15 protein-coding genes are annotated in these 23,152 nt (G+C 70.5%); 10 read left to right on the top strand and 5 right to left on the bottom strand.

Features of this window, described 5'->3' with window-relative positions:
* Positions 1–1,040 precede the first annotated feature (1,040 nt).
* Positions 1,041–2,471, top strand: a complete 1,431-nt coding sequence (locus ACFWBW_RS04325) for a non-reducing end alpha-L-arabinofuranosidase family hydrolase (RefSeq protein WP_385368235.1) — start codon at positions 1,041–1,043, stop codon at positions 2,469–2,471.
* 213 nt (positions 2,472–2,684) lie between these two features.
* Here the strand turns inward: ACFWBW_RS04325 and xylA are convergent, their stop codons facing one another.
* Positions 2,685–3,857 carry a xylose isomerase gene (gene xylA, locus ACFWBW_RS04320; protein WP_385368233.1) on the bottom strand — a complete coding sequence of 391 codons (1,173 nt, stop codon included), beginning with the start codon at positions 3,855–3,857 and terminating at the stop codon, positions 2,685–2,687.
* Between the two features lie 93 nt (positions 3,858–3,950).
* On the opposite strand from xylA, the gene xylB reads away from it, so the two are divergent.
* Complete coding sequence (xylB, locus tag ACFWBW_RS04315; RefSeq protein ID WP_385368231.1) at positions 3,951–5,381, top strand: xylulokinase; 1,431 nt, start codon at positions 3,951–3,953, stop codon at positions 5,379–5,381.
* A gap of 13 nt (positions 5,382–5,394) precedes the next feature.
* On the top strand, positions 5,395–6,606 hold the full coding sequence (locus ACFWBW_RS04310) for an ROK family protein (RefSeq protein WP_385368229.1): 1,212 nt from the start codon (positions 5,395–5,397) through the stop codon (positions 6,604–6,606).
* A gap of 164 nt (positions 6,607–6,770) precedes the next feature.
* Here ACFWBW_RS04310 and araA read toward each other — a convergent pair whose 3' ends face one another.
* Both araA and ACFWBW_RS04300 read right to left on the bottom strand, forming a co-directional pair.
* Positions 6,771–8,282: an L-arabinose isomerase gene (gene araA / locus ACFWBW_RS04305; RefSeq protein WP_385368227.1), complete on the bottom strand. Its 1,512-nt coding sequence runs from the start codon at positions 8,280–8,282 to the stop codon at positions 6,771–6,773.
* An 83-nt stretch (positions 8,283–8,365) separates the two neighbouring features.
* On the bottom strand, positions 8,366–10,060 hold the full coding sequence (locus ACFWBW_RS04300) for a ribulokinase (protein WP_385368225.1): 1,695 nt from the start codon (positions 10,058–10,060) through the stop codon (positions 8,366–8,368).
* A gap of 500 nt (positions 10,061–10,560) precedes the next feature.
* Between ACFWBW_RS04300 and ACFWBW_RS04295 the strand changes: the two genes are divergently transcribed.
* The 5 genes from ACFWBW_RS04295 to ACFWBW_RS04275 all read left to right on the top strand — a co-directional run bounded on the left by ACFWBW_RS04295 (position 10,561) and on the right by ACFWBW_RS04275 (position 16,558).
* Complete coding sequence (locus ACFWBW_RS04295; protein ID WP_385368223.1) at positions 10,561–11,559, top strand: ABC transporter substrate-binding protein; 999 nt, start codon at positions 10,561–10,563, stop codon at positions 11,557–11,559.
* Positions 11,560–11,653: 94 nt separating this feature from the next.
* The gene (locus tag ACFWBW_RS04290; RefSeq protein WP_385368221.1) at positions 11,654–13,213 is read left to right on the top strand and encodes a sugar ABC transporter ATP-binding protein; all 1,560 of its coding nucleotides are present in this window, start codon (positions 11,654–11,656) and stop codon (positions 13,211–13,213) included.
* A complete protein-coding gene (locus tag ACFWBW_RS04285) occupies positions 13,210–14,310 on the top strand; it encodes an ABC transporter permease (RefSeq protein ID WP_385368219.1) in 1,101 nt (366 codons plus the stop codon). Before ACFWBW_RS04290 ends, ACFWBW_RS04285 begins: the two co-directional genes overlap by 4 nt.
* Positions 14,307–15,329: a galactofuranose ABC transporter, permease protein YjfF gene (gene yjfF / locus ACFWBW_RS04280; protein ID WP_385368217.1), complete on the top strand. Its 1,023-nt coding sequence runs from the start codon at positions 14,307–14,309 to the stop codon at positions 15,327–15,329. The genes ACFWBW_RS04285 and yjfF overlap by 4 nt, the downstream gene beginning before the upstream one ends.
* Positions 15,330–15,433: 104 nt before the next feature.
* Positions 15,434–16,558: an aldose epimerase family protein gene (locus tag ACFWBW_RS04275; RefSeq protein WP_385368215.1), complete on the top strand. Its 1,125-nt coding sequence runs from the start codon at positions 15,434–15,436 to the stop codon at positions 16,556–16,558.
* Between the two features lie 145 nt (positions 16,559–16,703).
* Here the strand turns inward: ACFWBW_RS04275 and ACFWBW_RS04270 are convergent, their stop codons facing one another.
* Positions 16,704–17,780 carry a LacI family DNA-binding transcriptional regulator gene (locus ACFWBW_RS04270; protein ID WP_385368213.1) on the bottom strand — a complete coding sequence of 359 codons (1,077 nt, stop codon included), beginning with the start codon at positions 17,778–17,780 and terminating at the stop codon, positions 16,704–16,706.
* Positions 17,781–18,101: 321 nt separating this feature from the next.
* Here ACFWBW_RS04270 and araD point away from each other — a divergent pair, with 321 nt between their 5' ends.
* Both araD and ACFWBW_RS04260 read left to right on the top strand, forming a co-directional pair.
* Positions 18,102–18,839 carry an L-ribulose-5-phosphate 4-epimerase AraD gene (gene araD / locus ACFWBW_RS04265; RefSeq protein ID WP_385368211.1) on the top strand — a complete coding sequence of 246 codons (738 nt, stop codon included), beginning with the start codon at positions 18,102–18,104 and terminating at the stop codon, positions 18,837–18,839.
* Between the two features lie 154 nt (positions 18,840–18,993).
* Positions 18,994–21,462: a glycoside hydrolase family 9 protein gene (locus ACFWBW_RS04260; protein ID WP_385368209.1), complete on the top strand. Its 2,469-nt coding sequence runs from the start codon at positions 18,994–18,996 to the stop codon at positions 21,460–21,462.
* An 81-nt stretch (positions 21,463–21,543) separates the two neighbouring features.
* On the opposite strand, the gene ACFWBW_RS04255 is transcribed toward ACFWBW_RS04260, so the two are convergent.
* Positions 21,544–22,983: an endo-1,4-beta-xylanase gene (locus ACFWBW_RS04255; protein WP_385368207.1), complete on the bottom strand. Its 1,440-nt coding sequence runs from the start codon at positions 22,981–22,983 to the stop codon at positions 21,544–21,546.
* Between the last annotated feature and the right edge of the window lie 169 nt (positions 22,984–23,152).

Below are 23,152 nucleotides of genomic sequence, written 5' to 3'. Positions count from 1 at the left end.
TTAACGCTCACAAGTGTGCCGTCAAGGGTCTGTTCGGATCGCAGTTGGGGCAACGAAGTTGCGGGGGATTGCCGTTCTCCGCGATGCGCCCGCCCATCGAGCACGTCCGGGGCGGGCTGACCGCAAGCGGCGGCTTCTGCGGCTGGGGTGAGGCGTATCCACGAGTGGACCGGATCTTGGTTCTGGGCACCCGCCGGCCTGCCGTCGGCCGTTCGTCTGCTCGAGGACGGGAGTGTGACGGGGTTTCGCGGGGCCCGCCCCGCCCGGCGTGTCGGTTCCGTGCCGCACGTCGCGGTCGGATCCAGCAGCCGGCTGAGGGTCCCTGGCTGCGGTGGAGAACGGATCCGGGGCCTGAGGCGGCTACCAGGCGCGGTACTTGCTGCTCGGTCTCGGCCACCGCGGCGTACGCGACCTGGGCGCCCGGGGTTGGTTGCCTGGTCTTACGTCTTTACCGCGGGTTCGGACCGCTCATTCGTAGGACCGCCGGAGCCCAGGGGCTCTGGGTATGGCTCGTCGCCTGTTGCAGTTGGTAGGGCTTGGGCAACTTGGCCGCCCGGCACCCCGCGACGACTCGACCGCCCATGGGGATTCGCGACTGATCGCCTTGTAAGGCAGCCTCGGCGAGGTCGTCTGCGGGAACAGTGTGACGACGAGCCGGCGGAGGGGATCGTGCGCGGGCGGAGTCGCTTGACTTCAGGTGGGCAGTGCCGTGCCGCTACGGGTTGAGGCCGACTTTCTGGGCCTCAACTCCAGCAAATCCCCGTACGGTTGACCGTCCCGATTCTGCTTCAGCGATCCGACGGATTCTTGCAGAAGATCTTGACAGTCGCTCAGCCCCCTGGTCTCCTGCCTCCAACGCCGATGTGCGAACTGCGAATTGTTAGCGCTAACAATGCTCCGGCGTCCCCCACCACATAGGGGCCACACCTTGCCGCCGCTCCGATGCGCCGTGCCCGATCCAGCCGGATCCGCAGGTGCCGAGGACAGGTCGCCCCTGCCTGAACCGCGTGACGGCTCATCCGGTCACAAAGGAGATCTCAATGCGCAGACAGAGTTCCAGCCGCAGACACCTGTCCGCGGTGTTCGCCGCCGCGGTTGCCGCCCTGGCGGCGTTGGCGGCGCTGCTCGTCGCCGTCCCGGCTCAGGCGGCCACCACCAGCGACTTGCGCGGTGTTGCTTCCGGCCGCTGTCTCGATGTGGCGGGCTTCAGCCAGTCCGACGGCGCAAACGTGCACATCTGGGACTGCCACGGTGGAATCAACCAGCAGTGGACGTTGACGGACAGCAGCCGGCTGACCGTGTACGGCAACAAGTGCCTGGATGTCCGGGGCGGCGCCACCACGTCCGGGACCCCGGTGCAGATCTGGACGTGCAACGGCAGTGAGAACCAGCAGTGGCGGGTGAACCCCGACGGCACGATCGTCGGCGTGCGGTCCGGGCTGTGCCTGGAGGTCTCGGGCTGGGGTACGGCCAACGGCACGGGGGTGCAGATCTGGTCGTGCCACGGTGGCACCAACCAGAAGTGGACCGGCCTGTCCGGGGCGAGCAACGCGTGTGCTCTTCCGTCGACCTACCGGTGGACCTCGACGGCTCCGCTGGCGCAGCCGGCGAACGGGCAGCTCGCGCTGAAGGACTTCAGCACCACCACGTACAACGGCAAGCACCTGGTCTACGGGACCACCTCCAGCGGAACGGCGTGGGGCTCGACGGTGTTCAGTCCCTTCACGAACTGGTCGGACATGGGGGCGGCCACCCAGACCGGGATGAACGAGCCCGCGGTGGCGCCCGAAGTGTTCTACTTCGCGCCCAAGAACGTCTGGGTGATGGTGTCCCAGTGGAGTCAGTGGCCGCTCTACTACCGCACGTCCAGCGACCCCACCAACCCCAACGGCTGGTCCGCCGCGCAGCCGCTGTTCACCGGCAGCCTGCCCGTGGGACCCGGGGACCGGAGGGACGCCCCGATCGACCCGACCATGATCGCCGATGACCAGAACATGTACCTGTTCTTCGCCGCCGACAACGGCAAGATCTACCGGGCGAGCATGCCGATCGGGAACTTCCCGGGCAACTTCGGCTCCTCGTACACGACGGTCATGAGCGACACGACGGACCTTCTGTTCGAGGCGCCGGAGGTCTACAAGGTCCAGGGCCGGAACCAGTACCTCATGATCGTTGAGGCGCAGGGTTCGAACCGCTACTTCCGCTCGTTCACCGCCGCCGGCCTGAACGGTCCGTGGACCGTCCAGGCCGGCAGCGAGAGCAGCCCCTTCGCGGGTCAGGCCAACAGCGGTTCCACCTGGGCCAAGGGCGTCAGCCACGGTGACCTGGTCCGCAACAACCCCGACCAGACCATGACCATCGATCCCTGCAACCTGCAGTTCCTCTACCAGGGCCTCCCCACCAACACACCGGAGGGCACCGATTACCTGAAGCTGCCGTACCGGCCGGGTCTGCTCACCCTGCAGCGCTGAAACGCCTGAACCGTGGTGATCGCGATGGGGTGCGGTCCGTCGACGCGTAGACGAGCGGTTTACGGCGTGGGCAACTCCATCTGCTGACCGATACTCACCGCACCGAGGAACCCCAGCCGCGCATCGGCTGGGGTTCCTCATCCTGTACCGGCGGCCAAGGCGTGGCGGAGCCGGGCCGTGGAACGCCACGGCCCGGCTCTTGGGTGCACCGGCTCAGCGGGCGCCGAGGAGGTGTTCGAGGGCGAGCTGGTCCAGCCGCTCGAAGGCCATGCCGCGGCGGGCGGCGGCGTCGACGTCGAATGCGTCGAAGGCGGTCGGGTCGGCCAGTAGCCCGGCCAGGCCGTCCTCGGCGGTGGGGAGGGCCAGTTCGGGCAGCCGGGAGGCGGCGAGCGCGGCCTGGACCTCCGGATCGGACCGGAAGGCGCGGGCGCGCTCCGCCAGGAGCAGGTAGTTGCGCATGCAGCCGGCCGCCGAAGCCCAGACGCCGGCGGAGTCCTCGGTGCGCGGCGGCTTGAAGTCGAAGTGACGGGGGCCGTCGTAGCCGGCCGACTCCAGCAGGTCTACCAGCCAGAAGGCCTGGCGCAGGTCGCCCGCGCCGAAGCGCAGGTCCTGGTCGTACTTGATGCCCGTCTGGCCGTTGAGGTCGATGTGGAACAGCTTGTCGTGCCACAGGGCCTGGGCGATGCCGTGCGGGAAGTTCAGCCCGGCCATCTGCTCGTGGCCGACCTCCGGGTTGAGGCCGACCCGCTCGGGCCGCTCCAGCTCGTTGATGAACGCCAGGGCGTGTCCGATGGTGGGCAGCAGGATGTCGCCGCGCGGCTCGTTGGGCTTGGGTTCGATCGCGAAGCGCAGGTCGTATCCCTGGCTCTCGACGTACTCGCCCAGCAGGTCGAAGGCCTCCTTCAGCCGGTCGAGGGCGGAGCGCACGTCCTTGGCCGCGCCCGACTCCGCGCCTTCGCGGCCGCCCCAGGCGACGTAGACCGAGGCGCCGAGTTCCACGGCCAGGTCGATGTTGCGGATCGTCTTGCGGAGCGCGTACCGGCGCACATCCCGGTCGTTCGCGGTGAAGGCGCCGTCCTTGAACACCGGGTGGGTGAAGAGGTTGGTGGTGGCCATCGGCACCTTCAACCCGGCCGTGTCGAGTGCGGTGCGAAAACGCTTGACCGCCTGCTCGCGGGCGGCGGCGCCGGCGCCGAAGGGGATCAGGTCGTCGTCGTGGAAGGTGACGCCGTAGGCGCCGAGCTCGGCCAGCCGCTCCACGGTCTCGACCGGGTCGAGGGCGGGTCGGGTGGCGTCGCCGAAGGGGTCCCGGCCCTGCCAGCCGACGGTCCACAGGCCGAAGGTGAACCTGTGCGCGGGAGTGGGGACGAGCGGGTCGCTGGTCATGAGGCGCTCCGGATCTGGGCCGAGGGCTATTTGTAATGGCGAAAAACAAATTAGTATGCCGAGACGCCAGACGGAACCCCGCCGGAGGAACGCATGTCTGCTCAGCGTGTCGTGATCGGTGTCGACAGCTCGACCCAGTCAACGAAAGCCCTCGCCGTCGACATCGACACAGGCGCCGTCGTGGGCGAGGGCCGCGCCGCGCACGCCGTCAGCGCGGGCGCCGGACGCGAGAGCGACCCCGAGCAGTGGTGGCGGGCGCTCGGCGAGGCCATGGCGGGCACCGGCTGGGCGGACCGCGCCGCCGCCTGCTCGATCGCCGGCCAGCAGCACGGCCTGGTCACCCTCGACGCGGCCGGACGGCCGGTGCGCCCGGCACTGCTCTGGAACGACGTCCGCTCCGCCCCGCAGGCCGTCGAACTCGCGGCCGCGTTCGGCACGGCAGAGCTCGCCCGCCGCACCGGAAGCGTCCCCACGGCCGCCTTCACGGCTGCCAAGTGGGCCTGGTTGCACGCGAACGAGCGTGCCGCCGCCGACCGCGTCGCGGCCGTCCGGCTTCCCCACGACTTTCTGACGGAGCGGCTGACCGGTGAGGCGGTGACGGACCGCGGAGACGCGTCGGGAACCGGCTGGTGGGGCCCGGACGGCTACGACCAGGAGGTCCTCGGCCGGATCGGCCTCGACCCCGGGCTGCTGCCGCAGGTCCTCCCGCCGGGAGCCCGGGCAGGCGTCGTCCGGCCCGGGATGCCGCTGTGCGAGGGCGCACTGATGGCGACCGGGACCGGTGACAACATGGCCGCCGCCCTCGGCCTGGGCTTGACCCCCGGACGTCCGGTGCTGAGCCTCGGTACCTCCGGCACCGTCTACGCCGTCGGCCGGACCCGGCCCGCCGACCCGAGCGGAACCGTCGCCGGATTCGCCGATGCCCTCGGCGGCTGGCTGCCGCTCGCCTGCACGCTCAACTGCACCCTCGCCGTCGACCGCTTCGCCACCCTCGTCGGCCGCGACCGCGAGGACGTCGAGGGAGGCGGCACGGTGGTGGTGCTTCCCTACCTGGACGGCGAGCGCACCCCCGACCTCCCGGGTGCTTCCGGCCTGGTCCACGGCCTGCGCCACGACACGACGCCGGGCCAGCTGCTCCAGGCTGCCTACGACGGCGCCGCCCACGCCCTGCTCGCGGCCCTGGACGACGTGCTGCGCGCCGGAGGCGAGAGCCTCACCCCCGGTGAACCACTGCTGCTGATCGGCGGCGGAGCCCGCGGCAGGGCCTGGCAGCGGACCGTGCTGCGGCTGTCCGGACGAGCGGTCCAGGTGCCCGAGGCCCGGGAACCGGTCGCGCTCGGGGCCGCCGCCCAGGCCGCCGCACTGCTCACCGGTGAGCCTGCCGACGCCGTCGCCCGGCGCTGGCGGACCGCCGAGGGCCGGGTACTGGAGCCCGTACCCCGTGACGACGACACGCTCGAACGGATCACCAGTACGCTGCGGCGGGCGCGGGCCCTGCAGGAGGTCCCGCCGGGAGAACGATAGGAGGGTCGGGTCGATGACGGGGACCGGCAGGGCGAGCGGCGGCATGGAAGTCGCGCCCGCCTCGCAGCAGGGGATGCGCCGGCGGAACCTCGCGGTGGTGATCGGCGTGGTCGCCGCGCACGGACCGCTCTCCCGGGCGGACGTGGCCGGGCACACGGGCCTGACCAGGCCGGCCGTCTCCTCCATGGTCGACGAGCTCATCGGCCGAGGCGCGCTGACCGAGACGGAGACCGCGCCCAGCGGACGGGTCGGCCGCCCCGGACGGGCGCTGGCCCTGAACGACCGGGGTCCCGCCGGCCTCGGCCTGGAGATCGGCGTCACCCATCTCGCCGCGTGCGTCGTGGACCTGCGCGGTGAACCCCGGGTCTGGCGTCGCGTGGAGCGGGCAAACGCCGGCCGGCCGGCCGGAGAGGTGCTGGCGGAGGCCGCCGCGCTGGGCGCCGAAGCGGAGTCCGAGGCCGCGGCCCTCGGCCTGCGCGTCGAGGGACGCGTCCTGGCCGTGCCGGGGGTGGTGCCGAACACGCCGAGCGGGCTGGTCGCGAACGCGCCGAACCTCGGCTGGCAGGCAGTGCGCCCCGCCGACCACTGGCCGGACCCCGATACCGCGCCCGTGCCGGAGAACGAAGCCAACCTCGGGGCGCTGGCCGAGCAGTGGCACCGGGGCAACCCCGCCGAGACCTTCGTGCACGTCTCCGCCGAGGCCGGAATCGGCGCCGCACTGGTCATCGGCGGGCAGCTGTTCCGGGGCGCCCGCGGCTTCGCGGGCGAACTCGGCCACCTGCCCGTCCACCCGGAGGGCGCCCCTTGCGCCTGCGGGGCACGCGGCTGCCTGGAGCAGTACGCGGGCGAAGCGGCCGTACTGCGCGAGGCCGGGCTGGGACACGTCGGCGACCCGGTGGCCCTGCTCGCCGAGCGGGCAGCCGCCGGGGACGCCGCGACCCTGCGCGCCCTGGACCGCGCAGGGCGGGCCCTGGGCCTCGCCCTGACCTCGGCGGTGAACCTGATCGACCCGGACGGCCTCGTGCTGGGCGGCGCCTACACCGAACTCGCCGACTGGCTCCTCCCGTCGGTACGCGCCGAACTGGCGGCGAGGGTCACCGTCCGGCCCTGGAACCCGGAGGCGGTACGCCCCTCCGCCCTGGGGCGCCGCGGACCGGTCCTGGGTGCGGCATGGTCGACGGTCCGGCAGATCATCGCCGATCCCGCTCGCCTGCCCATCCGCTGACTGGTGCTGTGACCGGAAAGGCTCACTGTGCCGGGACGCCCGGCCGGCCCGGCGCCGGGCGTGATCGAACACGTACAGCTGCCCCAGATCGAACATCCCCGCCAACCCCAGCTCCGGGCGGCGTCGTTACGGGTGACGGCGGGAGGCCCCGGGCTCCGACTGCTTCACAGTCCCTGCGCCAACCGGTAGTACGCCTGGTTCCAGCGGAGATCGCGCCGGAACTGCCTCGGGGTGGTGGTCTCGTCGATGAGGGCGAGTTCGAGGCGGAGCATCTCCGCCAGGTCGTCGAGGTGGTCGGAGGTGAGGGCGGTGCTGAGGACGGTGTGGTGCGGTCCTCCGGCCATCAGCCAGGATTCGGTGGAGGTCCGCAGGTCGGGGCGGGGCCGCCAGACCGCGCGGGCAACGGGCAGGGCGGGCAGCGGGTGAGGGGGCGCCACCACGTCGATGTCGTTGGCGATCAGGCGGAACCGGTCGCCGAGGTCGGCGAGCCCGACCACCACGGCCGGGCCGGGGGCCGCGTCGAACACCAGGCGCACCGGGTCCTCCCTCCCGCCGATGCCGAGGGGGTGGATCTCGCAGCCGGGCCTGGCGGCGGCGATGGTGGGGCAGACTTCCAGCATGTGCGCACCGAGGATGAGCTCGTTGCCGGGTGTCAGGTCGTAGGTGTAGTCCTCCATGAAAGAGGTGCCGCCCGGGAGGCCGGTGGCAGCCACTTTGAGGGCGCGCAGCAGGACGGCGGTCTTCCAGTCACCCTCTCCTCCGAATCCGTATCCCTGGGCCATGAGCCGCTGCACGGCGAGGCCGGGCAGCTGGCGCAGTCCGCCCAGGTCCTCGAAGTTGGTGGTGAAGGCTCCGAAGCCGCCCGTTTCGAGGAAGGTGCGCAGGCCGGCTTCGATGCGGGCCGCGTAACGCAGCGCGTCGTGCCGTTCGCCGCCCGGTCGCAGTTCCGGCGCCAGGTCGTACAGGTCGGCGTACTCCTCGACGAGGGAAGCCACCTCGGTCTCGTCCGCGCTGTCGACGACCTCCACCAGGTCGTTGACGCCGTAGGTGTTGACGGAGACGCCGAAGCGCAGCTGGGCCTCGACCTTGTCGCCCTCGGTGACGGCCACGTCGCGCATGTTGTCGCCGAAGCGGGCGACCTTGAGGGTGGCCAGTTCGGATCGTGCGGCGGCCGCCCGCGCCCAGACCGCGACGCGTGCGCTCGTCACCGGATCGGTGACGTGGCCGGCCACGGTCTTGCGGGGTACGCCGAGACGGGTCTGGATGTGCCCGAACTCGCGGTCTCCGTGGGCGGCTTGGTTGAGGTTCATGAAGTCCATGTCGATGGTGTCCCAGGGCAGGGCCACGTTCGACTGGGTGTGGAGGTGCAGCAACGGCTTGCGCAGCGCGTCCAGTCCGGCGATCCACATCTTGGCCGGAGAGAAGGTGTGCATCCAGGCGATGAGCCCGATGCACCGGTCGTCGGCGTTCGCGTCGAGGCACACCCGGCGGATGGCGTCGGCGTCGGTCAGTACCGGCTTCCACACCACACGCGCGGGAATGCCGGAGGCGTCGGCCAGCGCGGTGGCTATCTGCCGCGACTGTTCGGCGACCTGCTTCAGCGTCTCCTCCCCGTACAGGCCTTGGCTGCCGGTGAGGAACCAGATCTCCTGGGCGGGGAATGTTCGGCTGGGCACATGGACTCCTGAAGGTGACGTCCCGCAGCGCTGGTGAGGGCGGCGCGCGGGTGGGGATTCGGGAACGAAAACGGGGGCGGGGGTCAGCCCGCGGCGTGGGCCGTGTCGCGGATATGCCTCAGGCGGTGCAGCAGGCCACCAGTGGCGAAGTGGTCGTGCAGGAGCCGGTATTCGGCGAAGAGGGCGTCGTAAGCGTCGGCCCGCGGGGCGTCGGGCATGTAGACGGCCGACAGCCGGCGACCCATGGCGGCGGTGGCCGTCCGTACGTCGGCGTGCGCGCCGGCGGCTACGGCGGCGTGGATGGCCGACCCGAGGGCGGGGCCCTGGTCGGACGCCGCGAGGGAGACGGGGCGGCGCAGCACGTCGGAGTAGATCTGCATCAGCAGTTCGTTCTTGGCCAGTCCGCCGGCGACGATGAACTCGTGGACCGGTACGCCGCCTGCTTCCAGGGTCTCCACGATGACGCGGGTGCCGAACGCGGTGGCTTCGAGCAGTGCGCGGTAGACGTCCTCGGGGCGGGTCGCGAGGGTGAGACCCACGATGACGCCGGAGAGGTGGTGGTCGACGAGGACCGAACGGTTGCCGTTCAGCCAGTCGAGGGCGACCAGTCCGTGTCCGCCGACCGGTTGGCCGGCGGCCTTCCGGGTCAGCAGGGTGTGCAGGTCCTCGCCGCGGTCGGCGGCCTCGGCGAGGTAGTCCGACGGGACGCCCTGGTCCAGTACCCAGGCGAAGATGTCGCCGACCGCGCTCTGGCCGGCCTCGTAGCCGTAGGTTCCCTCGACGATCCCGCCGCCCACGACACCGCAGATGCCGGGGACGTCGGCGAGGACGGGGGCGTTCACGACGTGGCAGGTGGAGGTCCCCATGATGGCGAGCAGTTGTCCGTCCTCTACGGCCTGGGCCGCCGCCGCGGTGACATGGGCGTCGACGTTGCCCGCGGCCACGGCGATGCCGGGGCGCAGCCCTGTCCACGCTGCCGCCACCGTACTGAGCGAGCCCACTCGTGAGCCCAGAGCGGAGAGGGGGAACTCGAGGCGGGTGCGTGCGAAGTCGGCGAACCGGGGGTTCAGCGCGGCCAGGTACTCCTCGCTCGGGTAGGCGCCGTCCTGGTGGATGCCCTTGTATCCGGCGGTGCAGGCGTTGCGGGACTCGGTTCCGGTGAGCTGCCACACGATCCAGTCGGCGGCTTCGATCCACCGCGCGCAGCTTTCGTAGACGAGCGGATCCTCCTCCAGGACCTGGAGCGCCTTCGCGAACTGCCACTCGGCGGAGATCCGGCCGCCGTAGCGGGCTATCCACTTCTCCTCACGGGCGTGGGCGAGTTCGTTGATGCGGTCGGCATGGGACTGGGCGGAGTGGTGCTTCCACAGCTTGGGCCACGCGTGCGGCCGTCCGGCGAGCTCGGTCTCGGCGAGGGGAGTCCCGTCGGCCAGCGTGGGCAGGACGGTGCAGGCGGTGAAGTCGGTGGCGATGCCGATCACCGCGGCGGGATCGATCCCCGCCGCCGCCAGGGCCTGCGGGACGGCGTGACGCAGTACGTCCCGCCAGTCCTGGGGGTGTTGCAGGGCCCAGTCCGGAGGCAGCGGCGCACCGCCGTGCGGCAGGTACCGGTCGATGACGCCGTGCCGGTAGGCGTGGACCGCCGCGGCCAGTTCCTGACCGTCGCGAACCCGCACCACCACGGCGCGGCCCGACAGCGTGCCGAAGTCGACGCCGACCGTGTACTGCTCCGATTCCTCGGAAGGCGGGGTGGGCGCGAGGGGATGGGGTGACGTCAACAGAGTGCCTTTCGAAGGGAAGGAGCCGTGGGCGGCACGCGGCGCGGCCCGGCAGCCGGAGATGCCGTCCCGACCATCCTGGCGGTCGGCGGTGGACCCGATGAGCTTGCAGTGTGAGCGCTAACAATGTCGATAGGCAAGAGGTCTGCGTGGATCATGTGGGAGGCCCCCTTGGCTCGGCGGCCTTCGTATACGGGGCCTCGCCTCGATGTTTGGTTGATTCGGGGCGGGTTGAGTTCTCCGGTTCGAGTAGCGGGGTCGATGGTCGCGCGAACGGACGGAGTCCGCCTTGTTGCCGCACGTGACGCGGTAACGGACAGGTAACGCGTGCAAAGGGGTTGAGAACCCAGCTTGTTAGCGCTCACAATGCGACGGCGCCCCCTCAAGGGCATCCCGCTCCTGCCACCTCGCCCCCCGGCCCCGCCACGCCCCTGACCGCGGGCACAGCCCGGCACCGGCCGTGCGGAGCCTCATCCGTAACCCCCGAAAGGACACCCGTCATGGCTCGCAGAGCAGCCCTCGTCCTCACCGCCGCCCTTCTCGCCTCCTCGGCGTTGACCGCCTGCTCGACCGAGGGCCCCGCCTCCGCCCCGGTCTCCGGGTCCAAGACGGGCTCCGGAGGCACGATCACCATGGGCTTCGCCCAGGTCGGCGCCGAGAGCGGTTGGCGTACCGCCAACACCAAGTCCGTCCAGGAGGCGGCGAAGAAGGCCGGGATCGAACTCAAGTTCTCCGACGCGCAGCAGAAGCAGGAGAACCAGATCAAGGCGATCCGCACCTTCATCCAGCAGAAGGTCGATGTGATCGCCTTCTCGCCGGTCGTGGAGTCCGGCTGGGACACGGTGCTCAAGGAGGCCAAGGACGCGGGCATCCCGGTCATCCTCACCGACCGGGCCGTGGACACGAAGGACACCTCCCTCTACAAGACCTTCCTGGGCTCGGACTTCGTCAAGGAGGGCAAGTCCGCGGGCGAGTGGCTGACCGGCGCGTATGCGAACGAGCAGGGCCCGGTCAACATCGTCGAGCTCCAGGGCACCACGGGCTCCGCCCCCGCCAACGACCGCAAGGCCGGCTTCGCCGACGCCATCCGCACCGACGGCAAGTTCAAGATCGTCGCCTCGCAGTCGGGCGACTTCACCCGCGCCAAGGGCAAGGAGGTCATGCAAGCGTTCCTCAAGTCCCAGAAGGACATCGACGTCCTCTACGCCCACAACGACGACATGGCCCTCGGCGCCATCCAGGCCATCGAGGAGTCCGGCAAGAAGCCCGGTACGGACATCAAGGTGATCTCGGTGGACGGAATCAAGGACGCCTTCGTCGCCATGACCGAGGGCAAGATCAACGTCGTGGTGGAGTGCAACCCGATGCTCGGCGACCAGCTGATGGAACTGGCCAAGAAGGTCGTGGCGGGGGAAAGCGTGCCGACCCGGGTCGAGACCCAGGAGGGCGTCTTCACGCAGGACCAGGCCGCGGCCGCCCTGCCGTCCCGGAACTACTGACGCGACAGGTCCGGGTGCCGGAGGAGGCCCGGCTCCGGTGCCTCCTTCACCATCCGGAGCCCGCTCCACCACCCCACACATGAGAGGAGGGCGGATGGCATCTCCGTCCACCCCGCCGCCCACGGGCGCCGGCGGCCCGCGCCCGGTCCTGGAAGCCCACGACATCCGCAAGCGGTTCCCGGGCGTGCTCGCCCTCGACGGAGTCGCCCTGCGCCTCTTCCCCGGTGAGGTGCACGCCCTGATGGGCGAGAACGGCGCCGGGAAGTCCACCTTGATCAAGGTGCTCACCGGCGTCCACCCCGCCGACGGCGGCACCATCCTCGTGGACGGCCGGCCCCACGCGTTCACGGACCCCCTCCAGGCGCAGCAGGCCGGAATCAGCACCGTCTACCAGGAGGTCAACCTCTGCCCGAACATCGCGGTCGCCGAGAACATCCTCATCGGGCGCGAACCGCGCCGGTTCGGCCTCATCCACTGGTCCGCCATGCGGCAGCGGGCGGCTGAGCTGCTGACGGAACTGGACCTCGACCTGGACGTCACCAGTCTGCTCGACTCGCACTCCCTGGCGGTGCAGCAACTGGTCGCCATCGTCCGGGCGGTGGACGTTTCGGCGAAGGTGCTCGTGCTGGACGAACCCACCTCCAGCCTGGATCGGGAGGAGGTCGCCCAACTCTTCACCCTGGTCCGGCGCCTGCGGGACCGAGGTGTGGCCGTCCTGTTCGTCACGCATTTCCTCGACCAGGTATTCGATCTCTGCGACCGCGTCACCATCCTGCGCAACGGGCGCCTGGAAGGCGAGTACCCCATCGGTGAACTCACCCCGGTGACGCTGGTGCAGCGCATGATCGGCGGAGAACTGGCCACCCTCGACCAGCTGTCCGGCCGTGCCCATGAGGAGGCGGCCCAACGGGCGGCCGGCGAGCCGTTCCTCCAGGCACGACAGCTGACCCGTACGGGCTCGATCGAACCGTACGACCTCGACATCCATGCCGGCGAGGTCATCGGACTGGCCGGCCTCCTGGGCTCGGGCCGCACCGAGGTGGCGCGCCTCCTGTTCGGCGCGGACAGCGCGGACGCCGGAGAAGTGAGCATCGAGGGCAAGAAGGTACTCCTGCGCACCCCCCGCCACGCCATCGCCCGGGGCATCGCGTTCTGTTCCGAGAACCGGAAGTCCGAGGGACTGGTGGGCGAGCTCACGGTCCGCGAGAACATCGTCCTCGCGTTGCAGGCCGCCCGCGGCTGGACCAGGCCGCTGGCCCGTGCGAAACAGGACGAACTGGCACGGCACTGGATCGAAGCCCTGGACATCCGCCCCGCCGACCCCGAAGCGCAGGTGCGCCACCTCAGCGGAGGCAACCAGCAGAAGGTCCTCCTCGCCCGCTGGCTGCTGACCGCACCCCGGCTCCTGATCCTCGACGAACCCACCCGGGGCATCGACATCGGAGCCAAGGCGGAGATCCAGAAACTCGTGGCCCGCCTGGCGGGCGAAGGCACCGCCGTGCTGTTCATCTCGGCGGAACTCGAAGAGGTCCTGCGCCTGAGCCACCGCATCGCCGTGCTCCGGGACCACCGCATGGTGGCCACCCTCGCGAACGACGCCACCGTCACGCCCGAACGCCTCCTCACGACCATCGCCACCGGAACGGACTCATGACCACCCAGCCCGCCAAGTCCGAGGCGGCCGCCGCGATCGGGAGACGGCTGGCCGGCCACCGCCTGCTGTGGCCCGCGCTCATCCTGCTCGCTCTGCTCCTCGGCAACCTCGCGTTCCACCACGACTTCTTCTCCGTCCGCGTACGCGACGGCCACCTCTACGGCAGCCTCATCGACATCCTGCAGTTCGGCGCGCCCCTCGTCCTGGTGGCGCTCGGCATGACCCTGGTCATCGCCACCCGCGGGATCGACCTCTCGGTGGGTTCCACCGTCGCCATCGCCGGCGCCCTCGCCTGCGGGCACATCTCCACCGCCGCGCGTCCCGGCAGTGTCGCCACCATGCTCACGGCCGTAGCCCTCGCACTCGGCGTCGCACTCGTGCTGGGCCTGGCCAACGGCTTCCTGGTGTCCGGGCTGGGGGTGCAGCCCATCGTGGCCACCCTGATCCTCATGGTCGCGGGCCGAGGCGTTGCCCAGCTGATCGCGGACGGCCAGATCGTCACGGTGACCACCGCCCCCTACAAGATGATCGGGGGCGGCTACTGGATGACCTTCCCGTTCGCCGTCCTCCTGGCAGCAGCCCTCGTCGCGCTCACCGCCCTCGTCACCCGTCGCAGCGCACTCGGCATGCTGATCGAGTCCGTGGGCGGCAACCCCGCGGCCAGCCGCCTGGTCGGCATCCGGGCCGGCGGCCTGCTCGCCCTGGTCTACGTCTTCAGCGCGCTGTGCGCCGCCGTCGCCGGGCTGATGATCAGCTCCAACGTCTCCAGCGCCGACGGCAACAACGCCGGACTGTGGATCGAGCTCGACGCGATCCTCGCCGTCGTCGTCGGCGGCACCGCACTGACCGGGGGACGCTTCTCCCTCGGCGGCACCGTCCTCGGCGCCCTGATCATCCAGACCCTGTCCACCACCGTCTACACCCTCGGCGTCCCACCCGAGACGACCCTCGTCTTCAAGGCCTTCGTCGTCATCGTCGTCTGCCTCGTGCAGTCCCCGGTCTTCCGGGCCAAGATCCTGCGTCGCCGCCGGACGACCACTCCCCGATCCCACACCACGGCGGGCGCCGCCCCGCAGCAGCAGGAGGTACGCGCATGAGTACCGGCATCGCGAGCGCCGCCGCGCACCTCACCCGCCCCTTCGCGGCCGTGTCCCCGCGCACCCGCACCCGTATCCCACTGATCGTCACGGCCGTCCTGCTGGCCGTCCTGTTCGGCGTCGGATCGGTGCGCTACGAGGGCTTCCTCTCCGCGCAAGTCGTACTGAACCTGTTGATCGACAACGGATTCCTCCTGGTCGTCGCGGTCGGGGCGACCTTCGTCATCCTCACCGGCGGCATCGACCTGTCCGTCGGCTCCATGGTGGCCCTCTCGACCATGCTCACGGCCTGGCTGGTCGAGTCGCACGGCTGGCCCCTGGCCACCGTCATCCCCCTGGTCCTGCTCGTCGGCGCCGCGAGCGGAACGCTCATGGGCTGGATCATCCACACCTTCGAGATCCAGCCGTTCATCGTCACCCTGGCCGGCATGTTCCTTGCCCGCGGGCTCTGCTACACGATCAGCACCGAATCCATCACGATCAGCGACCCCACCACGGCGGGAATCGCACAGACCCGGCTGTACGGGCCGGCGGGTCTGTTCGTCTCGATCCCGGTGGTCATCGCCCTGGCCGTGCTGGTGATCGCCTTCGTCGTACTGCACCACACGCGCTTCGGCCGCAACGTGTACGCGCTGGGCGGCAACGAGTCCTCCGCACGCCTGATGGGCCTTCCGGCGGGCTCCACCAAGATCGCCGTGTACGCCGTCAGCGGCCTGTGCTCCGCGCTCGGCGGCCTGTTGCTGACCTTCTACATGCTCTCCGGCTACGCCCTCCACGCCATGGGCATGGAACTCGACGCGATCGCCGCCACCGTGATCGGCGGCACGCTGCTGACCGGAGGCTCCGGCTTCGTCCTGGGCACCGCCCTCGGCGTGCTCGTCCTCGGCACGATCCAGACGGTGATCAACTTTCAGGGCACGCTCAGCTCCTGGTGGACCCGGATCGTCATCGGCGCCCTGCTGCTCGTGTTCATCGTGCTGCAGCGCCTGATGAGCGGTCGCCGCCCCGCCGCCGACTGACTCCGGCTCCGCAGCCCACCAGCCCGTGCCACCGCGTTCGCGTGCCGCGATCACAGCTTGGTCCCGGCGCGCATCCGGTGGACCGACTTCCAGGGAACACCGCCATGGAACACGCATATGAATCTGTCGACCAGGCCGCCGAGCCCAGGCAGACGGCCGCCTGTCCGCGGACGGCCCGCCCCCTGTGCCTGGACGATGGCGGAACGGGGGAGAGGTGGCGGTTCGGCTTCCCCGGCAGGGCCGGCGCCGAGGTCCACACGCGCGGCGCCCGGCTCCGTTCCCTGATCCTGCCGGACCGCTGGGGCCACACCGCCGACGTGGTGCTCGCGCCCCGCGATCCCGCCGCCTGCGAGGGCTCCGCACGCTATTTCGGTGCGACGGTGGGCCGCTACGCCAACCGCATCGCGCGCGGCCGGCTCGTAGTCGACGGAGTCACCCACCGGCTCGCCACCCAGGAGACCGGGCACACACTGCACGGCGGTCCCGACGGGTTCGACCAGCGCCTGTGGCGGTGCGAACCCTTCCACTCGGCGCACCGCACCGGTGTCCGTCTGTTCCTGCACAGCCCCGACGGGGACCAGGGATTCCCCGGTGCCCTGAACGTCCGCCTCACCTACACACTGGACCGCGACGACAACCTGACCATGTCGTACCAAGCTGTCGCCGACGCGCCGACGATCGTCAACCTCACCAACCACGCCTACTGGAACCTCGAAGGGGAGGGGCGCGGCAACGTCCTGGCCCACCACCTTCAGGTCGAGGCCCCCCTCTACACCCCGGTCGACGCCGAGTTGATTCCCGACGGCCCTCACCGCCCGGTCAGTGAAACCCCGTTCGACCTCCGCCGGCACCGGCGTCTCTCCGACGCCCTGACCCATGCGGATGCGCAACTGGCCCTGGCCGGAGGAGGATTCGACCACAACTGGGTCCTCGACGGCGCCCGGCGAGCCAGTCTTCGTAAGGCCGCTGTGCTGTACGCCCCCGCATCCGGCCGCCGCATGGAGGTGCGCACCACGGAACCGGGCATCCAGGTCTACACCGCGCAAGGCCTGACCGGTGACATCACGGGCAAGGCAGGCAGGCCGTACCACGCCTATGCGGGGGTCGCGCTGGAGACCCAGCACTTCCCGGACTCCCCGAACCGCCCCGACTACCCGACGGTCGTCCTGCGCCCGGGCGAGCTGTACCGGTCGACCACGATCCACAGCTTTACCACGGTCACCGCCTGAGAGGGGCGGTGGCGGCCGTAGCCGCTGTCCGGTGCCGCAGGGGGGCACCGGACAGCGGCTTTCGCTTGGTGCCGGCTTCCGCCGTGCGAGGTGCCCCCGGGTCCCGGCTCCCTGTGAGAGGAGGCAACCGCCGGGCAGGTGGGGGTCATTCGCCGGGGGGAGCGATCCTTCGGGCCGTGCTGGCGCGCACGATGAGCTCGGGCGCCACCACCAAGTGCGTCGACTCGTCGGTCCTGCCCTCGATGTGGTCCAGGAGCAGCCCGATGCTGTCGCGGCCGAGCGAGGCGAAGTCCTGGCGGATCGTCGTCAGCGGGGGCGGGAAGAACTCCGCCTCGGGGATGTCGTCGAAGCCGGCGACCGCCACGTCCTCCGGCGTGCGCAGGCCCGCTTCCCGCAGGGCCCGTAGGACACCGAGGGCCATCTGGTCGTTGGCGACGAACACCGCGGTGAGGCCGGCTCCCTGCCCTCGTGATGCCAGGACCCGCCCTGCCAGCTGCTGGCCGGCCTGGTATCCCGACAGCGGACTCCAGTCGCCGCGCAGCACGGGCGGCACCTCGGCGCCGGCATCGCGCAGCGCGTCCTCCCACCCCTGTGTGCGGGCCTCGCTCTCGAGCCAGTCGGGGGGGCCCGCCACGTGCCACACGGTGGCGTGGCCCGACGCGAGAAGGTGCTCCGTGATCATGCGGGCGCCGAGGTTCTGGTCCAGCGCCACCCCTGGCAGGTCCAGGGTGTGGCCGCCTTCCACAGTGACCACGGGGCACGGTGCTTCCAGTGCCGCCAGGGCGCGCACGGCGGCGCGTTGCGGAGTGACGGCGACGATCCCCTCCACGCCCCACCCGGCGAGGTGCTGCATGGCTTCCGCGAGGGCTGTCTGCGTGGCGGTCCGAAGCGTGACGGCGGATGTCAGGTAGCCGCGGTCCCGAGCGGCCTCCTGCACTCCCGCCACGGTGCTGGCGGGCCCGTGCAGAGTGGTGTTCACCGCGATGACGCCCAGCGTGTGGGTCCGGCGGGTGGCCAGAGCCCGGGCCGCCGAGTTGCGGCGGTACCCCAGCTGCTCGATGACCTGAGTCACCGCGGCCCGGGTCTTGGCGCTGACGTTCGGGTGGTCGCTGAGCACCCGTGAAACGGTCTGATGGGACACGCCGGCGACGCGCGCGACGTCCGTCATCGTGGGCGCTCGCGAGACGTCTGGGAGCTGGGTCAACTCTCTTCCTTTCCTCATCGAGCGGCCTTCCCTCACGGTACCGAACCGGCTTCGGTCCGCACACATCTCGAACCGACCGGAAGATTGTCGACCAGGTATAGATGTTGGCGTTCACATTATGCAGCGCTGATCGCATGTTGTGGTCAGGAATCTTCTCGTACCTCTTGAGATTGCTGCTTGTTAGCGCTCACAATCTGATCGGGGCAGCTGAGGCAGGTCAGCTGCGATGCCTGGAGCCGCCCCCGATCAGTCCAGCCCACTCATGCGCGGCCGCGGGGCCTGCCGGACGCCGGTCCCGGAGGAGCCTGCCGCGCATGCCGGAGAGACGGTGAGAGTGCAGTGAGCGAGACCTTCCTCAAGGACCTCCGTCGCGAGGTCCTCGCGGCGAACCTGCGCATCCCGGAGGCCGGTCTGGCCACCCTCACCTGGGGAAACGTCAGCGGAGTGGACCGAGACGCCGGCGTCTTCGTCATCAAGCCGTCCGGGGTCTCCTACGCCGACCTCACCGAGGAGGACCTGGTGGTGGTGGCACTGGAGGACGGGCGGGTCGTCGAGGGGCACCTCAGGCCGTCCACCGACACCGAAACCCATCGGTGCCTCTACCGGGCCTTCCCCTCCATCGGCGGCGTCACCCACACGCACTCGACGCACGCCGTCGCCTTCGCCCAGGCGCGCCGCCCGATCCCCGTACTCGGCACGACGCACGCCGACACCTTCAACGGGCCCGTCCCCGTGACGGAGGACCTCACCGCCGAACAGTGCGCGCGGGACTACGAGTACAACACCGGACAGGTGATCGTCGCCCGGCTCTACGGGGATCCCCGGCTGGCCGACGAGGTCCCCGGAGCGCTCGTTTCACGACACGGACCCTTCACCTGGGGTGCCACCGCGAAGGCGGCGCTGGAGAACGCCATCGTCTGCGAGGCCGTGGCGGAGATGGCACTGCACACGCTGGCGCTGGGGTCCCGCCTCGGGGAAGCCTCCGAACCGCCGAAGCATCTGCTGGAGCGGCACTTCACCCGTAAGCACGGACCGGATGCCTATTACGGCAACGCTCCTCACGCCCCGGGCGTCTGAAGCCGCGCACCGGCTCGCGAGGTGGCGAACTGTTCTCGGACCAAGGGGCAGTCGACTACCGTTCCAGGTACGTGACTTGACGTGCCCGGCAGGCGCCTGACTTGATTGGGAGCGCTCCCACTCTGAGCCCCCGCCCCCCGAGGAAGGCTTCACCGTGCCTCCTGTCACCTCCGCCCGCGGCGTGCCACGTCGCGCGGCCGCCGTGCTCGCCGGCCTCGCGATGGCCGTCGGCGTCCTGTCCACGACCGCCCTGACCGTTCCGGGCGCGGCTGCCGCCACCGTGGCAGCCGCTGCCGGCACACCTGTACGGGTCAACCAGCTCGGCTACCTGCCCGACGGCCCCAAGCGGGCCACGGTGGTCAGCTCCGCGACCGCCCCACTCGCCTGGCAACTGCGCGACGCCTCCGGCACGGTGGCCGCCTCGGGTGCCACCACGGTGCGCGGGTCCGACCGGGCGTCCGGCCAGTCCACGCACCTGGTGGACTTCGGCGCGCACACCGGCACCGGCTCCGGCTTCACCCTGGTCGTCGACGGCCAGAGCAGCCACCCCTTCGACATCTCCGCATCGCTGTACGACGGACTGCGCGCCGACAGCGTGTCGTTCTTCTACCAGCAGCGCAGCGGTATCGCGATCGACGCGACTCTGGCGGGCGGCAGTGCCTACGCCCGACCCGCCGGGCACTTGGGCGTCGCCCCGAACAAGGGCGACACCAGTGTCCCCTGCCAGGCCGCGGTGTGCGACTACCAACTGGACGTGCGCGGTGGCTGGTACGACGCCGGCGACCAGGGCAAGTATGTGGTCAACGGCGGCATCTCCGTCTGGGAGATGGTCAACTCCTTCGAGCGGGCCGGCCGTTCGGGCGGCGACGCGGCGCTCGGCGACGGGACGCTGAGAGTGCCCGAGCGTGGCAACGGGACGCCGGACGTGCTGGACGAGGCCCGCTGGGAGCTGGAGTTCCTGCTGCGGATGCAGGTCCCCGCCGGGAAGCCGTTGGCCGGGATGGCCTTCCACAAGATGCACGACGCCAAGTGGACTGCCCTGCCGACCCGGCCCGAACTCGATGCCGAACAGCGTGAGTTGCACAAGCCGTCGACCGCCGCGACGCTGAACCTGGCGGCCTCTGCCGCGCAGTGCGCCCGGGTGTACGCGCCGTACGACTCCGCGTTCGCCGCGCGCTGCCTGGACGCGGCCCGCCGCGCCTGGACGGCTGCCAAGGCCAACCCGAACGTGCTGGCTCCAGCGACCGACAACACCGGCGGCGGTGCGTACGAGGACGCAGACGTCTCCGACGAGTTCTACTGGGCGGCGGCGGAACTCCTGGCCACCACTGGCGAGTCGCAGTTCCGGGACGCTGTCACCTCCTCTGCGCACCACACCAAGCCCGTCGACGGGTTCTGGTGGGGCGGCACCGCGACGCTCGGCCGGATCACCCTCGCCACCGTCCCCGGCGTGGCCCTGCCCGCCGACGACGCGGCCCGGCTGCGCGGCCTGCTGACCACGGCCGCCGATGGCCACCTGTCCACCATGGCCGGACAGGGCTACGCCGTGCCCCTCGCCGCCACCGGGTACGTGTGGGGATCCAACAGCTCCGTCACCAACAACGCGATGGTGCTGGCCGTCGCATACGAGCTCACCGGGCAACAACGCTATCGGGCAGGAGCGTTGGAATCCCTGGACTATCTGCTCGGCCGGAACGCACTCGACCTCTCCTACGTCACCGGCTACGGCGATCGTTACTCCGCGAACCAGCACCACCGGTTCTGGGCACACCAGAACGACGCCTCGCTGCCGCACCCGCCGGCGGGATCCTTCGCGGGCGGACCGAACGCCGGGCTGGAGGACCCGGTGGCCAAGGAGAAGCTCGCGGGCTGCGCACCGGCGGCGTGCTACGTGGACGACATCGGCTCGTACTCCACCAACGAGGTGGCCATCAACTGGAACGCCTCACTGGCCTGGCTGGCGGCCTTCGCGGCTGAGCGGCGCAGCGTTCCGGCGGCGCCCGTGGTCCAGACACCGGCGGCCGTGACGGTCCCGGAGGGCGGTTCGGCGCCGGTGGGCGTGCGGCTCTCGGCCGCGCCCGCGCAGAACGTCACGGTGACGGTGGCCCGGAACTCCGGCGACCAGGACCTTTCGGCAGCCGCGAGCCTGGTGTTCACCCCGGCCGACTGGGCGACGGCGCAGCAGGTTTCGGTCTTCGCGGCGCAAGACGCCGACGGGTCCTCGGGCAGCGCGACTTTCACGGTCGGTGGTCCAGGCGTGCAGCCGGCGACGTTCACGGCGACGGAGGCGGACGACGACGCGTCGGCGGCCTCCTGCACGGTGGCGTACCGGATCGACAACGCCTGGGGCAACGGCTTCACGGCGACGGTGACCGTGAAGAACACCGGAACCTCGGCGATCTCCGGGTGGACCCTCGGCTGGAGCTTCGCGGGTGATCAGCGGATCAGCAACGCCTGGAACGCCACGGTGAGCCAGGCGGGCAGCACGGTCACCGCCCGGGACGCCGGATGGAACGGAACACTGGTACCCGGTGGCAGCGTGAGCTTCGGCTTCCAGGCGACGTACTCGGGTACCAACGCGATCCCGGCGGGCTACACACTCAACGGAGCACTCTGCTCCTGAATGACCGTCACGTCCGGCCCACCCGGTGATGGACGACGGAGTGGAGCCAGGATCGTCCTGGCTCCACTCCATGGCAGGTCGTCAGGTACGGGTCCAGTGCTGGTTGCTGCCGCCCGAGCAGGAGTAGAGCTGGATCAGGGTGCCGTTGGCGGTGTTGTTGCCGGCGGCGTCGAGGCAGAGGCCGGACTGGACTCCGACGATGGATCCGTCGGAGTTGAGGCGCCACTTCTGGTTGTCGCCACCCCAGCAGCTGTAGATCTGGACCTTGGTGCCGTTGCCGGTGCCGGCGGCGTCCAGGCACTTGTCGCCGTAGACCCTGAGCTCGCCTGCGGCGGTGTACGACCACTGCTGGTTGGTGCGGTTGTTGCAGTCCCACAGGTTGACCTGGGTGCCGTCCGTGGTGCCGGCACCGGGCACGTCCAGGCAGCGGCCCGACGCGACGCCCTTGACCTGTCCAGAACCGGGCGAAGGGGTCGGAGTGGGAGTGGAGGATCCGGCGTTGAGTGCGTTGAGGACGGAGGAGTAGGCGGCCTTCTTGCTGCCGTCACCGTTGAACAGCAGCGGCGAGTGCTCCGGTCGCCAGGAGTCGGTGTCGCGCACCCCCCAGACGGTGATGCCGAGGCAGCGCGGGACGGCCAGGCAGTCGTTGGTCACGTTGGCGTAGGTCGTGCCCGAGGCGCCCTGGATGTCGAGCTCCGTGACGGCCACATCGACGCCGAGGGCGGCGAAAGTCTGCAGGGTGGTACGGAAGTTGCTGTTGTAGGGGCTGTCGCTGTTGAAGTGCGACTGGAAGCCGACGCAGTCGATCGGCACGCCGCGCTGCTTGAAGTCCCGGACCATGGCGTACATGGCCTGGGTTTTGGCCCAGGTCCAGTTCTCGACGTTGTAGTCGTTGTAGCAGAGCTTGGCGGCCGGGTCGGCGGCGCGCGCGGTGCGGAAGGCGACTTCGATCCAGTCGTTGCCGGTGCGCTGCAGGTTGGAGTTGCGCCGGGCTCCTGAAGTGCCGTCCTCGAAGGCCTCGTTCACGACGTCCCACTGGCCGATCTTGCCCTTGTAGTGGGCCATCACGCCGTTGATGTGGTTGGTCATCGCCTGGCGCAGTGTGCTGCCGCTGAGGCTCTGCATCCAGCCGGGCTGCTGGGAGTGCCAGGCCAGGGTGTGGCCGCGCACCTGCTTGCCGTTCTGCACCGCCCAGTTGTAGACGCGGTCACCCGCGGCGAAGTTGAACTGGCCACGCTGGGGTTCGGTGGCGTCGATCTTCATCTCGTTCTCGGGCGTCACCGAGTTGAACTCGCGGCCGGCGATCGTCGTGTACGCCGAGTCGCCCAGCCTGCCCGAGGCGATGGCGGTACCGAAGTACCGGCCGCTCTGCGCCGCCGCGCTGCCGAGCGTGCTCTCGGCGGCGTGTGACGTCGGCGCCACCAGCGCGGCGGCCGCACCGAGGACGCCGACGACCAGGGCCGCACACAGGACGCTGGTCTTCCGGCGGACGGTGGGTGGGGGAATGGCTTGTGAGCCCATGAATGAGCCTCCAGAAAGAAATCGCGGAAGGGTTGGATCGCGGCATGGTGAATCCGCGTGAACGACGCCCGCGTCCATGGGAAAGGGACGCTCATGAGCGCGCAGAGATCCGAGGACGGCGCCCGGAACCGGACACGGACGGGCCACACCGCCTCGCCCATCAGTCTGG

The sequence above is a fragment of the Streptomyces sp. NPDC059957 genome (assembly GCF_042730015.1).
Lineage (GTDB): Bacteria > Actinomycetota > Actinomycetes > Streptomycetales > Streptomycetaceae > Streptomyces.
This window is presented reverse-complemented; position numbering and strand designations above follow the sequence as displayed.

Excerpts from the sequence above, each read along its gene's own strand:
- xylB (WP_385368231.1), top strand. The coding sequence starts at position 3,951 with ATGTCTGCTCAGCGTGTCGTGATCGGTGTCGACAGCTCGACCCAGTCA.
- ACFWBW_RS04285 (WP_385368219.1), top strand. The coding sequence starts at position 13,210 with ATGACCACCCAGCCCGCCAAGTCCGAGGCGGCCGCCGCGATCGGGAGA.
- ACFWBW_RS04295 (WP_385368223.1), top strand. The coding sequence starts at position 10,561 with ATGGCTCGCAGAGCAGCCCTCGTCCTCACCGCCGCCCTTCTCGCCTCC.
- yjfF (WP_385368217.1), top strand. The coding sequence starts at position 14,307 with ATGAGTACCGGCATCGCGAGCGCCGCCGCGCACCTCACCCGCCCCTTC.
- ACFWBW_RS04310 (WP_385368229.1), top strand. The coding sequence starts at position 5,395 with ATGACGGGGACCGGCAGGGCGAGCGGCGGCATGGAAGTCGCGCCCGCC.
- ACFWBW_RS04270 (WP_385368213.1), bottom strand. The coding sequence starts at position 17,780 with ATGAGGAAAGGAAGAGAGTTGACCCAGCTCCCAGACGTCTCGCGAGCG.
- ACFWBW_RS04290 (WP_385368221.1), top strand. The coding sequence starts at position 11,654 with ATGGCATCTCCGTCCACCCCGCCGCCCACGGGCGCCGGCGGCCCGCGC.
- xylA (WP_385368233.1), bottom strand. The coding sequence starts at position 3,857 with ATGACCAGCGACCCGCTCGTCCCCACTCCCGCGCACAGGTTCACCTTC.
- ACFWBW_RS04325 (WP_385368235.1), top strand. The coding sequence starts at position 1,041 with ATGCGCAGACAGAGTTCCAGCCGCAGACACCTGTCCGCGGTGTTCGCC.
- ACFWBW_RS04275 (WP_385368215.1), top strand. The coding sequence starts at position 15,434 with ATGGAACACGCATATGAATCTGTCGACCAGGCCGCCGAGCCCAGGCAG.
- ACFWBW_RS04255 (WP_385368207.1), bottom strand. The coding sequence starts at position 22,983 with ATGGGCTCACAAGCCATTCCCCCACCCACCGTCCGCCGGAAGACCAGC.